General features: G+C 48.7%; 9 protein-coding genes. 1 reads left to right on the top strand and 8 read right to left on the bottom strand.

Annotation, left to right across the window (positions count from 1 at the left end):
- Window positions 1–19: 19 nt before the first annotated feature.
- From SLIP_RS03775 to SLIP_RS03765, 3 genes are all read right to left on the bottom strand, one after another.
- The gene (locus SLIP_RS03775) at window positions 20–934 is read right to left on the bottom strand and encodes a cation diffusion facilitator family transporter (RefSeq protein ID WP_013174948.1); all 915 of its coding nucleotides are present in this window, start codon (window positions 932–934) and stop codon (window positions 20–22) included.
- A 191-nt stretch (window positions 935–1,125) separates the two neighbouring features.
- On the bottom strand, window positions 1,126–2,505 hold the full coding sequence (locus SLIP_RS03770) for a phosphomannomutase/phosphoglucomutase (protein ID WP_013174947.1): 1,380 nt from the start codon (window positions 2,503–2,505) through the stop codon (window positions 1,126–1,128).
- Between the two features lie 200 nt (window positions 2,506–2,705).
- The gene (locus SLIP_RS03765; RefSeq protein ID WP_013174946.1) at window positions 2,706–3,749 is read right to left on the bottom strand and encodes a mannose-1-phosphate guanylyltransferase; all 1,044 of its coding nucleotides are present in this window, start codon (window positions 3,747–3,749) and stop codon (window positions 2,706–2,708) included.
- Between the two features lie 220 nt (window positions 3,750–3,969).
- Here SLIP_RS03765 and SLIP_RS03760 point away from each other — a divergent pair, with 220 nt between their 5' ends.
- Window positions 3,970–7,605, top strand: coding sequence for a glycoside hydrolase family 130 protein (locus SLIP_RS03760; RefSeq protein ID WP_013174945.1), 3,636 nt, complete (start codon window positions 3,970–3,972; stop codon window positions 7,603–7,605).
- Here the strand turns inward: SLIP_RS03760 and SLIP_RS03755 are convergent.
- The 5 genes from SLIP_RS03755 to SLIP_RS03735 form a co-directional block, all read right to left on the bottom strand.
- Window positions 7,570–8,883: a glycosyltransferase gene (locus SLIP_RS03755; RefSeq protein WP_049765080.1), complete on the bottom strand. Its 1,314-nt coding sequence runs from the start codon at window positions 8,881–8,883 to the stop codon at window positions 7,570–7,572. The two genes, SLIP_RS03760 and SLIP_RS03755, sit on opposite strands and share 36 nt — an antisense overlap.
- 23 nt (window positions 8,884–8,906) lie before the next feature.
- Window positions 8,907–10,172 (bottom strand): glycoside hydrolase 5 family protein, encoded by a 1,266-nt coding sequence (locus tag SLIP_RS03750; RefSeq protein ID WP_013174943.1) that lies wholly within the window; start codon window positions 10,170–10,172, stop codon window positions 8,907–8,909.
- Window positions 10,173–10,472: 300 nt separating this feature from the next.
- Window positions 10,473–11,441: a methylmalonyl Co-A mutase-associated GTPase MeaB gene (meaB, locus tag SLIP_RS03745; protein WP_013174942.1), complete on the bottom strand. Its 969-nt coding sequence runs from the start codon at window positions 11,439–11,441 to the stop codon at window positions 10,473–10,475.
- A gap of 5 nt (window positions 11,442–11,446) precedes the next feature.
- Window positions 11,447–11,851, bottom strand: a complete 405-nt coding sequence (locus SLIP_RS03740; RefSeq protein ID WP_013174941.1) for a cobalamin B12-binding domain-containing protein — start codon at window positions 11,849–11,851, stop codon at window positions 11,447–11,449.
- Between the two features lie 26 nt (window positions 11,852–11,877).
- Complete coding sequence (locus SLIP_RS03735; protein WP_013174940.1) at window positions 11,878–13,563, bottom strand: methylmalonyl-CoA mutase family protein; 1,686 nt, start codon at window positions 13,561–13,563, stop codon at window positions 11,878–11,880.
- Between the last annotated feature and the right edge of the window lie 139 nt (window positions 13,564–13,702).

Genomic DNA, 13,702 nt, shown 5'->3' with positions numbered 1-13,702 from the left:
AAAATTCATCTCCGCTTTATTAGGCATGACTTCTGGTTAAATCTGCAGCTTGGCAAGCTTCCTCGCCTTCACAACAGCACACAGGCTCACAGTGAATCAACACATGCGAGTGGGGTATCTCCCTCATAATGTGATCCTCTATCGAGTCGCAAAGGTCGTGAACCTCTTGGATGCTCGAATCGGAGTGAGCTACCAGATGAAAATCAATATGCTTTTCGCGTCCGGACCTCCTTGTACGTAAATCGTGGTATTCCACAAACTTGTCGCTGTAGTTTTCAATAATCGCCTTTATCTCACTGACTTCGTCTTCCGAGAGAGCCGTGTCGATCAAAGGTACAAACGCTTTGGACGTCAGTTCAAAAGCGGCCCTGATAATTAACATAGCAACGAGAATGGCAGCAATCGGGTCAAGCATTGTCCATCCTGTGAAGTGTATCAATAACAAGCCCGCAAAAACCCCAGCTGAGGTGTAGACATCGGTTCGGAGATGAATGGCGTCCGCCTCTAAAGCTATGGAATGAGTAGCTTTTGCTACCCGCATCAAATAAGAAGAAACCAACAAATTTACCAGGGCGGAAAGCCCCATAACCCCGATTCCCCACCCCAGGGCCAAGGGTTCACCGCCATGCAAAATTTTTTCGATTGCCTCCTTGATTATCAAACAAGCAGCTATAAATATAAGTAGACCCTCGATCGTACCGGAGATGTTCTCGATCTTGCCGTGGCCGAAATTGTGCTTCTCGTCAGGCGGCTTTGAGGCTGACTTCACCGCGAATAGAGCTATAAATGATGCCAAAAGATCATTAGCCGAATGAATGCCCTCAGAAATCACACTCACCGAGCCTATCAGAAAACCAACTACGAGTTTAGCTGTAACCAAGAATGTGTTACTGATAACCGAAACCAAAGCCGCCTTGACTCTCTTTTCCATCATCCACAACCCCCTGTATATCAAAAAACGGGACCCCACCTTTTACGATGAAGTCCCGCGGATTTCACAACCGCTGCCCGCTAGGGCCCGGCTTCGAACGCCTGACCAAAACCAGTTCCAATTATTAAGTTTTATGTTACCACACCCCGCAGTTCCTTACAAGCAACAGCAAGACTAAACGTCCAAAACTTTTTCTAGCTAGTTAAACCGCCAACATCGACCTCTAGTCCCAGATTCTTAAGGTAACCGAATAGCTCTTCCTTGATGTTCTCCAAAGCTCTTGGCGTGCTTCCTTCACACCTCAGTATCAATTCAGGCCCGGTATTCGAAGCTCGTACCAATCCCCAACCGTCCGGGAACAGTATCCGTGCCCCATCTACGTCTATGACCTCGTACTTCTTCTTGAAGTGTTCCAGTACTTCATTAACGATTCTGAATTTTTCCTCATCGCTGCTGTGCACCCTGATTTCCGGTGTGGCATAGTACTTGGGAACATCTGCGAGCATTTCGGTTATGGTCTGATTGCTGTTAGAAAGTATCCGAAGCAACCGAGCTGCTGCATATAAAGCATCGTCGTAACCGTAATACTCGTCAGCGAAAAACATGTGCCCAGACATCTCGCCCGTGAACACGGCTCCTATCTCTTTCATCTTGGCCTTAATCAATGAATGTCCCGTTTTGTAGATAAGGGGCCGGCCTCCCAACCTCTTGATTTCATCGATAAGGCTTTGCGAGCACTTGACCTCCACAATGCAGTAACATCCAGGATACTTCGGCAATATTTCCCGCCAGAAAAGTATCATCAACATATCTCCCCAGATAATGTTACCTTCGCGGTCAACAACACCCAACCGATCCCCGTCTCCGTCAAACCCCAGCCCGAGATCGGCCTCTATCTCCTGAACCTTTTGGATAAGGTCCTGGCAGTTCTCTGGCTTCACCGGATCAGGATGATGGTTCGGAAACTCAGGATCCGATTCGCAGTAAAGTTCATACACGTTACAGCCCAACTCTCGAAAAACGCGCGGCGCGAAGAAAGAAGCGGTACCATTCCCACAATCCACAACAACACTAAGTTTCCTCGGCCCTAATTTCACCTTGTCTTTTATCATATCGATATAAGCCTTAGTAATATCTGCTATCTCCAGCCGCCCACCCGGTTCCGTAATCGACTCTCCCCTTTCCACCATCCGGCGCAGCTCCTGTATTTCTTCACCATAGATGGTAGTCTCACCTAACAACACTTTGAACCCGTTGTAGTCTCCCGGATTGTGACTGGCAGTGATCATTAATCCTGCCTTAATTCCCAAGTAGCGGGCAGCAAAGTAAAACATGGGCGTCACCACCGTACCGATATCCACAACCCGACAACCGGAAGCCTGCAAAGCTTCGACCACTAGATCACGGTAACGGGGTGAGGATTTGCGATTATCTCGCCCAACCAAAACCTCTTTAAACCCCCGGCGGTCCGCACATACCGCAAAGGCCCGGCTGATACCGATTACCAATTCATCGGTCAGCTCTTTATCAACTATACCCCTGATGTCATACTGCCTAAATACATTACCGTTCACAGGTCACCTCTCCTTTCAGGCAATCCTTGCATGTATCTTGAATCCCTTTGTGCGAGATCTTGTCGGCCTTGTGCGATTCGAGAGCCTACACACGGTACATGTCGAACATGTGTTGGATACATAACAGAGGGCCATATGACATCTTTCGTTATCAATACTATGGAATGAAAGCGGTTGTCATGGCCCGTTGACGGACAAAGTTAAAGCAGGTGATTCTTCCCCATTTCTGACAAGATGTCTACCAGTATCCGCACTTTCTGGGCCTCTTCTTTGTGGCACACCATCACAACCTCAGGGGTTTCCACAACCACCAGATCCCGAACCCCCAGTAAAGCTACAGTCCTATGGTTTTGTTTGACTAAGCAATTACCGGCATTGACCGCGATTATATCTGGTCCTAGTAGAACGTTTCCGTCTTTATCTCCTTCGAATAAATCCGCCAAGGCTTTCCAGCTCCCAACGTCACTCCATCCAAAGTCACCAGGTACAACTGCTACCCGATCACTCTTTTCTGCAATACCATAGTCAATACTGATTTCAGGTAAAGAGTCATAGCTAGCAAGGTAGTCCCCAAACCCCTTTTCAATGAATCGGTAAACCTCCGGCAAATGCCGGGCAAATTCCTGGGCAAAAACATCGATTCGGCCCACGAAAATCCCTGCGTTCCAGAAATACCCGCCGCTATTGATGTAGTGCTCTGCTGTCACCGAATCCGGCTTTTCCTTAAAAGACTTGACCCTATAAACGCCCGCGATCCCTGATATGTCGTGACTATCAGCTTGTATATAACCGTAACCTGTTTCCGGATAAGAAGGCTTGATACCGATAGTTACTAAATACCCCGCCTGCGCCGCTTTTACGGCCTTGTCGAGCACCCACCGAAATGCCGCAACATCGGAAACAAAATGGTCGGAAGGAAACACCGCGATTACATCCTCGGGTCGAGAATCAAAGTACCTGGCAATAGCCAAGCCCACGGCCGGAGCAGTGTTCTTGCCTTGAGGCTCCCCTATTACCTCGACACCGTCGTAATTCCCCGACCTGACGACCTGCTCGACCGTTTCAGCTTGATCTTGGCTGGTAACAATCATGACTGTATCAGCACCAACCGCCATTGTCCTGTCGATAGTCTGCTCAAGCATCGACTTGTCCCCGAAAAACTTACAAAACTGTTTCGGCCTTGCTTCCGTACTTTCCGGCCACAGCCGGACTCCTCTTCCCCCTGCCAATATTAGACAAATCAAATGATTCCCTCCCGCATGTAATAACATTTATTAAACATTTTAGTACATAGAACCAAGCTTGCCAAATCGCCTTTACGCACATTTACAAATTACCCTCGTTTTGTCAACATTATCATCACCCATTCTAGGAAAAATAATATATATTACCAATACTCTAGAGCCCAAAACTCTTCACTAATATAGCCCTACCAGATCTACTTAGCCGAGGAGGTATACCGGGATGCCAAAATCAGTCACCCAATCCGTCCTTGAAGAATTCGCAGCAAAGGATATGTTTGGGGTACAAAGCCTAGAGAATGTCGACCTGGTAGTCGGATTTCCCTTGTATCGAAACTCCGCATCATTCAAACATGCGCTTGAGACGATAGATAAAGGTCTTTCCTCTGTGTCTCAAATCCGTCCCTTGATAGTGTGCTCCGCTGAAACTGCAACCTATAAAGACTTGGTTGAAACCGTGAAACAAGTCCGAATCAATACCCCTGTTCTCACTTCTGCCCCATTTGCTAACGACGCAAACCGTGAGGACAGGGTAAGAACGGTATTAGAAATCGGCAAAGAAATAGAAGCTGATGTATTGTTGTTCTCTTCTTACCTCTCTTGTGAAGAGCTCGCTAAATTCGAGCCAGAACAGGTCAAGCAAATAATTGACCCTATCCGCTCGGAATATGACCTGGTCATTGCTTCCCTTCGTAAAGACCCCTGTTACGAATTAGCCGACAACATCTTTGTAACTCCTTTGGTAGAGACATTCTACGATTACAGGTTGAAAAACACTTTGAGTGGGATCTATGCCATATCTCACGACTTGGTCGAAGATTATTGCGCTCAATCTACTTTGTGGGAAGATATAAGCTATGGCTACGGCTTCGATCCGTGGCTTGTAACCCGAGCTGTTTGCTGGAAAAAACAAATTTGTCAAGTTGCACTCAGCTCAAACCCACGAACCGAGTCCTTGGAAACCACTAACAACCTTATCAAGGATGTCGCTGCAACAATCTTTGCATGTATCAAGCGTGACGAAGAGCAATGGTTAAATAAAGATAAGCTGATCATCAAAACCCCAGATATTCTAGGCAGCTTCTGGCCGAACCAAACATGCCCTCCTGAATTCGACGTCGAAAATATGCTCCTTTTGTTCCGGCGAGGTTTCAGCCAGTATAAACCTGTCTACCGTTCGTGTCTACCGAGAGCCGCGTACGAACACTTAGAAAACCTTTCTTCATTCCCCGGTTCGAGACCGGTTTTCCCTCATGATATGTGGGCTGAAATCGTTCACAACTTTTTGTTCCACTACTGGTTCTCTCCTCCTACTTCCAGAGAAGACATTCTCTCTGCCCTTGCTGCTGTTTTTGCCGGTTACGCAGCCAGTTTTTTCGCTCATCTCCGTTATTTTCAGCATCTCATGCATGAAAAAACGCCAGGATACCATGTTACAGATGTTTTCCCTTGGGATCAGACTACGGTCATTAATGCCTTCTACCGATCTCGCCCCCGGTTCATAGAAATGTGGAAAAAGGCATCCATGGAAACCAATCCTCCTTTAGTCCCAGCCCACTATATGGAATTCGTACCCGGAATCCCTATAGTCCTGCCTAAGAAAATCCCGGGAAAAGGCGGAAAAGTCATTTCTACCGAACCTCTGTTCAACCGTGTACAAAAGCGCTACGTTGACCTATTCAATCATTTTGTACATCAATCTTTAGGTGCCCCTGAAGACGCAACGTCTCAAGAAATTGCCGCCTATATCCAATCTTTCGTGCAAAAAGTCGATAAAACCATGGGAATTTTGTTTCCCGGTGACATTTACACTGAAGAGGGTACCCGGGAAGTCGTAGATCACCTGTTCAAACTTCTTCCTCACCCTAAAATGTTTTCCATAAGCACCAGACTTTTTCGAGAGGCGCTCCTGCGCTTTCCCCCGCGCAACTTGTTGATACCTGCTAGCTGTCAAAGCTCGCGCGAGCTTCTAAACCGAATAGACGCCCGAGATGCCGTCACTTTGGCCAACTTACTTGAAACCCGAAACTTTACAGATATGTCACTGCTTTGGATCCTGGACAATTTGAAGCCAGATGATATGGAAGAAGTCGAAATCCGCCCTATCGTCGTCGGGCCTGGAACTCTAGACGGTAAACTGAGGTTGGGAAGCTTTTCAGACTTCAATAAATTGACTACTCGAATAGTTGTCCGGCCTCTGATTCGGGGTATGGGAGGAGATTATCCTAGACTCAGGTTCTGCCTATCAATAGCAAGATATATGGTAATGGCTGAAAATTACTCGGTCTTGTGGCAGCTTTATGCCAAAGAAAGAAAGAACCTTGGGAAAAAGATAAAAAATTCGCTTGTAAGCCGCTACGAAACAGGGGCATTTACTGCAAACAACCTGTTTGAAAACTTCCACCACAGAGCCCTGGTTAGGCACTTCCGTAGTTTAGCGCAACGGTTAGCCGAAAACGGCCGTTACGAAGAAGCTCAGGTTCTCCGGCTGATGACAGACAGCTACGGGCTAAGCCAGGTTCTTGACGATGGAACCTTTATCCCCTGTTCCGCTTGGAGCTGGTCTAGCTATAGTTATAAAGGAGGAAGAGGCATCCCTACCCCGATGTCTAATCACGTCGAAGAAAAATGGTTCAATCATGACCTGCTAGAAGAGATATATGCTGAACTCGGTTACCATTCGGATGAAATCTGGCAAGGCATGGTTCAACTAATAGGAGAAGGGAAAGCAGGTAACAATATCTTGGACGCTCATTTGGGAATACGTCCAAAAGACGTGGTAGTCGTGGCTCAGGATACCCCTGTGTTCCCTCCAGCCCAGCCCTTGGTCAGATATCCCGACAACCCAATTCTCGAACCCATAGCAGACCATCCTTGGGAAAGCAAATACGTCCTCAATGCTGCCGCACTGCGAATAGGCTCTCGGGTCTACGTCCTTTACCGAGCTTTCGGTGAGGACGAAGTTTCCCGTATTGGTTTAGCCATAACCGACGGCTACAACGTCTTGGAGCGGCTGCCAGATCCTATATTTTCCCCTCAAGACAGCAAAGAAAACAAAGGCTGCGAAGACCCGCGAGTAGTCATAATAGACGACCGTATTTTCATGCTGTACACCGCTTATGACGGTGTAATCGCCCAGATAGCGGCAGCTTTTATTCAGGTTGGCGATTTTTTAAACAGGCGTTTCGACAGGTGGCAGCGACTGGGTCTTGCTTTTGAAGACATATGGGACAAAGATGCGATACTCTTCCCCGAAAAAATAAACGGTAAATACGTGATTTATCACCGAATCGAACCGAGTGTTTGGGTATCTTACCTTGACAAACTAGAGTTCCCAATTCCTAAAGATAGACATTCCATCATTCTCGGACCCCGTTCCGGCAGAATGTGGGACTCACTCAAAATAGGAGCAGGCACTCAGCCTCTTAAGACCAAGTTCGGTTGGTTAATGATTTATCATGGAGTCGATCCGAAGCGAGTCTATCGCTTGGGCGTACTGCTGGTTGATCTTCGTAACCCCGAACGGCTTCTGTATCGATCGCCGAACCCCATCCTTTCTCCGGAAACCGGGTACGAAATGGGAACTGTAGGAAACTGTTGGGTTCCAAACGTGGTATTCACTTGTGGTGCAGTTCCTGAGACTGACAAAGAAGTACTGGATGAAAACGACCGTATCTTAGTGTATTATGGCGCCGCCGATACCTATGTATGTGTAGCTACGGCCACGGTAGGAGACCTGATTCCGAAGCTCATACGCGAGCGAGTCCTAGCTGACGAAAAATTAGAATTGGCGTTTATGCCGGAATACTATTCCCGACTGTGGCTACGTGTCCCTGACCTCCGTTACGATCATCACTAGTGAGCACACGCCTGTACTGGCTATCTCGAGTTCGAATTCTGGAGAAAGGTTGATGCTCTCTCCTTCTTTCAAAAGTACTTTCTGATTTTTCAAACTTAGACTGGCTGCGCCTTGTACCACCATCCACTCTTGTTTTACCGGAGTAGATGACGTCCACTTTAAATTTTGCCCTGGCTTTATGGTCAACCGCCGTATCCGATAGTTTCCCTCATCGCATATTAACTCTTCCTTACCCCATACGCTCTGAGCGCGACTTCTCTTAGCGGTTTCCAACTCAAGCACCTTTTCGTATACCTTGAGATAATCGTTAACCATCCTCTCTTGGCTGAAACGTTCCTCAACCCATTGGCGGCAGGCGATGCGTTCAATAGCCGGAATCTTCGTCAAAGCCTCGACTGCTTCCTCCACCGACTCGACCAAGAATCCGGTATTCCCATCCCTTATAACCTCTGGCATGGATCCCCGCGCAAAGGCCACAACCGGGGTACCGCAGGCCATGGCTTCAACCACGCTTAAACCGAAAGGCTCGGCAAAGGCAATCGGGTGAACCAAGGCATATGCCCCTCCCAAAAGGCGGTCGCGGTCACCAGGCCCCACAGATCCTACGTAATTTATGAACTCCCCGTCCAAATGCGGGGCTACTTCCTGCTCAAAGTAACGATCATCCTGAATAATTCCAGCCATTACTAGTCTCATCTTGAATGTCTTGGCTATCCGAATCGCTTCCGCAGCACCCTTGTCAGGATGAATACGGCCAAAATAAAGTAGATAGTTTCCCGGTTCCGATTGAAAAGTAAAAGATTCGAGATCTATGCCGTGGTATACAGTGGCAATATAGTTCAAAGTGGGGTGACGGTCCGCGTTACTGATCGACACGTAATAACTTCTATCAGCGTATTGCTGGTAAACCGGTAAGATTCGAGGTGAAGAAAAACCGTGGATTGTGGTCACTATCGGCGTATCAACCAACCGGCTGTAGGACAAAGGCAAAAAATCGAAGTGGTTGTGTATCAGATCAAATTGATTAGCCTGCTCGAATAGATGAGCTATGTGGAGGCATTCCCATACCTTAGGCTCAATGCTCTTATCTTCCTCATAAGGAGCCGGGCAAATATAGTCGAGTTTACCACGTGTTTGTGAATCCTTAGTGGCAAACAAGGTCACATCGATACCTTTTTCCACCAAACCTTCGCACAATAGCGAAACTACTCTTTCCCACGGTCCATAATGGCGTGGAGGAGTCCTCCACGCGATGGGAGATAACAGAGCAATTTTCATGGCCAGTTCCCCCTCGTTCATCGCTAAATTGCCGAAAGTCCTGTCCAAGCCTTGTATTTCCTGTACAATCGCTTAAGATTTGCCTGTGGATCGAGATAGAAAACTTCCGGTTTCTCCTCATCTAACCATGGGCGCCTGTAACGCACCTCCATGGCAACGGTCCTGACCTTTCTGCTTCCAGCAAACTCCCGCGCCACCTCGGCCGCCAGTTTAGCTGACCCGTCATACCTGAAAAGACCGAAAAACCTCTCATGTGGGTTTTCCCGCAACGGCGGATGATTCCACAGGCCAGGAACGTAATCTCCGAAGCACCAAGCCACAGCCCCTATCATCCCCTCCTGTTGTAACCTTTCCAGTGCGTGCCTGTAGTAAATTGCCCCTGTTTCTTCATCCCACAGCCGGCCCCGAAGTCTATCCGATTCATCACCTTTCAAGAATGGCGGTATCACCGGATAGCTCGGTATACCGAACTCTTGAAACAACACGGGTTTTTCTCCCAGCCACTCCGTCACAGCACCTAGGAAAGGGAGTACCTCGTAGTCCAGGGGATCATCGACCCATTTCAGATAAAAGGGGTATCCGTGCATGGAAAGGAAATCACAAACAGTCGCAGCTTCGCCGGGTCCCAAAGCCCGGTCTTCTTCCAGGTCCTCAGCATGCATCCCGAAAGTAACCATGCACCCTCCTCCATTTGCTTTCAAGGTTCCAGCCATAGTCTCTAACCAGGATCTCGCTGTCTCTCGATCCGGGGGAACAAAGCAATTAGAAGACTCATTGCCCAGATCGCAAGCAAACAGAGCACGATGCCCCTCCATGGCCCGAGCTACCTCCCTGCAGAGCAACTCTTGGGCGTTACTGATAACCTTATCGGTGTAAACGTTTTTAAGCCCGCGAAAATGCAATCTTCCTCCAGTATATACGGGAAACCGTTGCCGAATACAATCCTCGTCTAGTACCCACTCCGGCAACCAGTTTACCCCGCTCATGTGGCCACAGAATAACGTGGGCATCAAAGAAATTCCAGTATCGCTGGCCAAGTCAGCCACAGCTATCAGTCTCTTCAGGTTCTCTACAGATACCTGCTTAGGAGTGGGCTGAAAGGCCTCCCAAACCAAGAAGATCCTCACCAAGCCCAGGCCATATTCTGCTATCCTCTCGAAATCTTTTTTTACTTCGTCTAAGTCAAATCTTTCCCACCAGTACATCGCTTTAGCCCGAGGCCAATAATTAACCCCCATCAAGAACTGGCCAATGTTCGTCGCATCCACAATAACCCACTCCTCCCGCATTTGTAGCGCAGCCTCCTTCCTAAAAGGCCTCCATAACTGCGCGAGCAAATGTCAAAAAGGTGTTTGTTTTTCTTCTGATACCGGTTATGTATTGTTTATAATACATCCTCCGTGTTCATCAGCCCGGCACTCAGCTGACCGAAGTTGTCACATGACAGTAGGTCCCAAAACGCTAGTCGGTAATCAAGATTCGAGCTGAGTGCCGGGTCCGTGGCCAAAAATAGAAATGCCCGGAGAACTCGGCTTTCGTACTCCGGGCAACACCGTAAAACCCACCCTCTTAAAATTATCATTCTCGTTTTAGCCTAGGGATCCGTTCATAAACCTTTTGGCCACCTGTTCAGCTAGCGTATACGGGTCAGCTTCTTTAGCTACCAGCTGTTCTACCATCTGGCTGAATTCTCCCGTCCTTACCAGCTTGTCTAAAATCGGCTCCAGTATATAACCCCTCAATGCCTCGTTAAGCTCGTATAAGGCCTTCCTTCTCTGCCGCTCACCTAAAATGTTGTTCTCTATCAGCATCTTGTAGTGTTCCTCTATCTTCTCCGCCAGTACCTCTACGTCCTGGGCAAATTGATGCGGGTCGTAAATGTTCTTGGTCATTATAACCGGCGGCCTCCAGCCTCCCGGAAACGACGGCGACATGTCTAGCATCATGTTCACTTCAGCATACAGCTTCCCGGCTCCCTCCCGGTCCGCCTTGTTTATCACAAATATGTCCGCTATCTCCATTATCCCCGCCTTTATCGCCTGTATCGCATCCCCCATCCCCGGTACCAGCACCACTATCACGGTGTGAGCGTGGTTGATGATGTCTACTTCCTGCTGCCCCGCTCCTACTGTCTCGACTATTATCATGTCTTTTCCCATCGCATCCAGTACGTGTATACTGTCCCCTATCGCCTTCGACAATCCCCCCATCGCTCCCCGCGATGCTAAACTCCTCACGAATACCCCAGGGTCCTCGGCGTGCCGCTGCATCCGGCACCTGTCCCCCAGAATCGCCCCTCCGGTAAAAGGACTGGTCGGGTCCACTGCCAGAACCCCTACCGTCTTCCCTTTCCTCCGCACCGAAGCTATGATACCGTCGGTCAGCGTGCTCTTGCCTGCCCCCGGAGAACCGGTAATCCCTACCACGTGGGCCTTCCCCGTGTATGGAAATACCTTCTTTACCGTCTCCTTGGCCCCTGGTATATTGTCCTCAAGATTTCGAATCAGGCGGGAGGCGATACGAACGTCTCCCGCCAGCACTTTCTGAACATTTTCCATTAGCTTCACGCCCTCGGTTTGATGTTTTCGTTAATCCATTTTATGATGTCTTCCAGTTTCGCCCCTGGTGTGAATATCTCGATTATACCGTTGTCTTTCAAAAACTGAAAATCTCTGTCGGGAATAATACCGCCACCGACTACCGGTATGTCATTGACTCCCGCTTCCCGTAGCCCCTTGACTACTGCCGGAAACAAGTGATTATGGGCACCCGAAAGACAACTCAAACCGACCATATCTACGTCTTCTTGAATAGCTGCGGCTACGATCTGCTCAGGAGTTTGGTGACAACCGGTATATATTACCTCATAACCGGCATCCCTGAACGCCCTTGCCAGAACTCTAGCCCCGCGGTCGTGTCCATCCAAACCCGGCTTTGCTACCATAACGCGAAGTTTTCTCTCTGCCATCAAATATTCCCTCCCTCAGCACCATTCTAATACAGTCCAGGATCGCGGTACTCGCCGAACACCTCGCGGTAAACGTCGCAGATTTCTCCAACGGTAGCTCTCTCTTTCACAGCAGCGATACAATAAGGCATTACGTTTTCACCCTTGATACACGCCTGCTTCAAGTCTTCCAAGCACTGTTTGACTGCCCGGTTATCGCGTCTGCGCCGTACTTCTTGTGTCCTTTTAACCTGCTCTTGTTCCAGCGCGTCATCGATCTCCACGATGGGAATGTCTATGACCTCGTTTTCCTTCACATACTTGTTAATGCCCACCATTATCTTTTCACCGTTGTCGATCTGCAGCTGGAACTTGTAGGCGGCATCCGCAATCTCCATCTGCGGGAATCCTTTTTCGATGGCAGCTATCATTCCGCCCATTTCGTCTATCTTGTGGATGTATTCCCAAGCCTTCTCTTCCATTTCATTGGTTAGAGCTTCCACGAAATAAGAACCTGCCAACGGGTCGATAGTATTGATAACACCGGTCTCCTCAGCGATGATCTGCTGAGTCCTGAGTGCTATTTCAACCGCATGATCCGACGGCAAGCACAAAACCTCGTCCAGCGAGTTGGTATGCAGGGACTGAGTTCCACCTAGGACCGCCGCTAGCGCTTCGCAAGCTGTCCTTATTACGTTGTTGTATGGCTGCTGAGCCGTCAATGAACAACCAGCGGTTTGGGTATGGAACCGCATCCACCAGGACCGCGGGTTCTTGGAGCCGTAACGTTCTTTCATGGCCTTAGCCCAAATCCGGCGGGCAGCCCGCATCTTGGCGATCTCTTCGAAGAAATCAATATGCGAATTGAAGAAGAACGACAGCCTCGGAGCAAACTCGTCAACATGCAAGCCTTTGCGCCTGATGACGTCTTCAACATATTCCATGCCGTCCCTCAGAGTGAAGGCCAGCTCCTGTATTGCAGTCGCTCCTGCTTCTCTGATATGATACCCGCTGATACTTACTGTATTCCATTTAGGAACATATTTGGTACCGAATTCGATAGTGTCACTGATGAGCTTGACCGAGGGCTCAGGCGGGCACATTAGAGTCTTCTGAGCAATAAACTCTTTGAGCATATCGTTCTGAATGGTACCGCCAAGCTTTTCCAGAGGAATGCCCTTCAGCTCGCCTGCAGCCAAATACATGGCCCATATCGCGGTTGCTGGGGGATTGATGGTCATAGAAGTGGTGATCTTATCCATAGGAATGCCGTCGACGAGCACTAAGAAGTCGTCGAGCGTGTCGATGGCGACCCCGACCTTCCCACACTCACCTTTGGCTTTAGGATGGTCAGTATCATAGCCCATTAAGGTAGGAAAGTCAAAAGCAGTAGAGAGTCCGGTTTGCCCTTCCTTGAGCAGCATGTGCCAGCGCTGATTGGTCATCTTCGCGTCGCCCATACCGGAGAACATTCTCATCGTCCAGACCTTACCGCGGTATCCCGTAACCTGGTTGCCGCGCAGAAACGGGAACTGCCCCGGATAAGCTACATCCCGAGCAAAATCCATATCCTTGATATCCTCGGGCCCGTATATCCTCTTGATTTCGAGGTCCGAAACCGTACTAAACCTCGGCTTGCTTTCGGGAGCCTTTTCAATAGCTCTCCGAACCTCGTCCTCCCACTTTCTCCTCAGTTCAGAGGAAGAATCAAGTACTTCCTTGGCAAAATACATTTAACTCCCTCCCCAAAATAATGTAATCTCAACACCTAAATCGCATCTGCCCGGCTTGTCATTTCTAGATGTATCTTCGCCAAGTCGGCTTAGTGTATATTTTCAATTGTGGACAGGTACAGCACTAAGCTACCTGGTC

Origin of the sequence: Syntrophothermus lipocalidus DSM 12680 (assembly GCF_000092405.1) — a bacterium.
Lineage (GTDB): Bacteria > Bacillota > Syntrophomonadia > Syntrophomonadales > Syntrophothermaceae > Syntrophothermus > Syntrophothermus lipocalidus.
The sequence above is the reverse complement of the archived record's forward strand: the minus strand, read 5'-3'. Positions and strand labels throughout refer to the sequence as shown.

Bases quoted from the DNA above. Each gene is read 5' to 3' on its own strand.
- SLIP_RS03740 (WP_013174941.1), bottom strand. From the start codon at position 11,851: ATGGCAGAGAGAAAACTTCGCGTTATGGTAGCAAAGCCGGGTTTGGAT.
- SLIP_RS03760 (WP_013174945.1), top strand. From the start codon at position 3,970: ATGCCAAAATCAGTCACCCAATCCGTCCTTGAAGAATTCGCAGCAAAG.
- SLIP_RS03750 (WP_013174943.1), bottom strand. From the start codon at position 10,172: ATGCGGGAGGAGTGGGTTATTGTGGATGCGACGAACATTGGCCAGTTC.
- SLIP_RS03755 (WP_049765080.1), bottom strand. From the start codon at position 8,883: ATGAAAATTGCTCTGTTATCTCCCATCGCGTGGAGGACTCCTCCACGC.
- SLIP_RS03735 (WP_013174940.1), bottom strand. From the start codon at position 13,563: ATGTATTTTGCCAAGGAAGTACTTGATTCTTCCTCTGAACTGAGGAGA.
- meaB (WP_013174942.1), bottom strand. From the start codon at position 11,441: ATGGAAAATGTTCAGAAAGTGCTGGCGGGAGACGTTCGTATCGCCTCC.
- SLIP_RS03775 (WP_013174948.1), bottom strand. From the start codon at position 934: ATGATGGAAAAGAGAGTCAAGGCGGCTTTGGTTTCGGTTATCAGTAAC.